This window comes from Bradyrhizobium cosmicum (assembly GCF_032290525.1).
GTDB lineage: Bacteria > Pseudomonadota > Alphaproteobacteria > Rhizobiales > Xanthobacteraceae > Bradyrhizobium > Bradyrhizobium cosmicum_A.
On record NZ_JASXTA010000571.1, the window covers coordinates 1 to 239 of the forward strand.

At 64.0% G+C, this 239-nt stretch carries 1 pseudogene; it reads left to right on the forward strand.

Annotated features, from left to right (window positions below):
• A pseudogene (locus tag QSV46_RS40980) lies at positions 1 to 239 on the forward strand (peptidylprolyl isomerase); the annotation flags it as partial.

Here is a 239-nt window from a genome sequence, read left to right on the forward strand (position 1 = left end):
GATCGACGAAAAGGTGAAGATCAAGGAAGCCAAGCGGTTCGGCGTCGACCCTACGGCGAGCGATATCGAGCAGGCCTTTGCCGGGATGAGCCAGCGGATGCGTATCTCGCCCGAACAGTTGACCAAGTCCCTGGAGAGCCAGGGGGTCCGGCCGGAAACGCTGAAGGCCCGCCTCAAGGCCGAGATGGTCTGGGGCAGTCTGGTGCGCGGCCGTTTCAAGGAGAGCCTCCAGGTCGGCG